This window comes from Actinokineospora sp. (genome assembly GCF_050699995.1).
Taxonomy (GTDB): domain Bacteria; phylum Actinomycetota; class Actinomycetes; order Mycobacteriales; family Pseudonocardiaceae; genus Actinokineospora.
Window position 1 is genome coordinate 1 of the sequence record NZ_JBOHGC010000548.1, and the last position, 1,165, is coordinate 1,165.

Annotated in this window: 2 protein-coding genes; both read right to left on the bottom strand. The window is 70.1% G+C overall.

The window, feature by feature from the left end; translation table 11 throughout:
• Positions 1–328: hypothetical protein (locus tag ACRDSQ_RS26695; RefSeq protein ID WP_431424753.1), on the bottom strand; the 328-nt coding region annotated here is incomplete at its 3' end.
• A gap of 4 nt (positions 329–332) precedes the next feature.
• On the bottom strand, positions 333–1,165 hold an 833-nt coding region (locus tag ACRDSQ_RS26700; RefSeq protein WP_431424755.1), incomplete at its 5' end, for a VUT family protein.

Here is a 1,165-nt window from a genome sequence, read left to right on the forward strand (position 1 = left end):
ACAGCACATCGAACGTCGACCACGGCACATCGAGGTGTTCGAGCCCGTCCTGAGCGACGAGCGCCGCCAGGTAGCCCAACTCGCGGATCACGGGCAGGAACGGCGCGGACATGTCGAGGGTCGCCGCAGCGTCGCCGATCACGTCCGGGGCGGTCGCCCAGAGACACCGGTCGGCGTGCTCGGCGTGGCGTTGCAGCCAGGCGAGCCACCGGTCGTGGCCGGGGTATCCCTTGCCAAATCGGCTGTTGTCGGCGCCCCAGGTCACGCCGGGAAGCGGTGAGCGTCCCTCGGCGGGGGTGCACATCTGGCCGAGTTCGCCGGTGCTCATCGCGTCACGAATCCGCGGAGATGATGCGTTCGCCAGGTAGAGCACGGTGCATCACCTCCGCTAGAGCGAGGTAGCAACCGGTGACCCACACGGCTTTTACGAGCACTTGCCCGGCGACACTGCCCGCGGTGAGCGGGAACCCGGAGATGAGCAGGAACACGATCGAGTCGACGACCGCGCCGACGAGCCCAGACAGGGCGACCGCGCGTCGTCGACCCCGTCGGCGTAGCGGGGTGTATACGGCCATGTCGAGCGCCTCGGCGAGCAGGAACGCCACGGCTGACGCGACGGCGATACCGGGTTCGGCGACCAGAGCCGACACTAAACAGCCGAGCACCACCAGGACTACGACCCGCCGGGTGCCGGCGGCGTCCTGCACGGCATCTCGGAACGCGAGCGCGAGCCCCGCGCAGTAGGTGCCCGCGGTGACGGTCCACCCGAAACCGGCGGGCACGAGGCCGAACGCCGAGGTGACCACGTTCGCCCCGACCGCGGTGCCCAGGTAGGCGAAGGCAAGCAAGGCCGCGAGCGTCCAAGCCGGAAGCGCTCGCCGAGTTCGGTCTCGGCGAGCCGAACATAGGTTGCCGACGAAAATGCCCTTTCGTAGGCGACCTGGTTGGTTGGGTTCGAGGGCGACCGACTCGCGCGCCTGGTCGTCGACGACGGCCGCGCGCGCCGGGCGGGTCGCCGATGCGCTAGGGGTCGCGTGCGCGCGGCGGCGGTCGCGACCGGTCGCCCGCGCGATGTCCTCTCGGATCTGGCCGACGGTCGTCCAGTACTCGCGGACAACCGGCCGCTCGTCGCCCTGGCCCTCGTTGAAGTTGGTCGGGTTGGTGC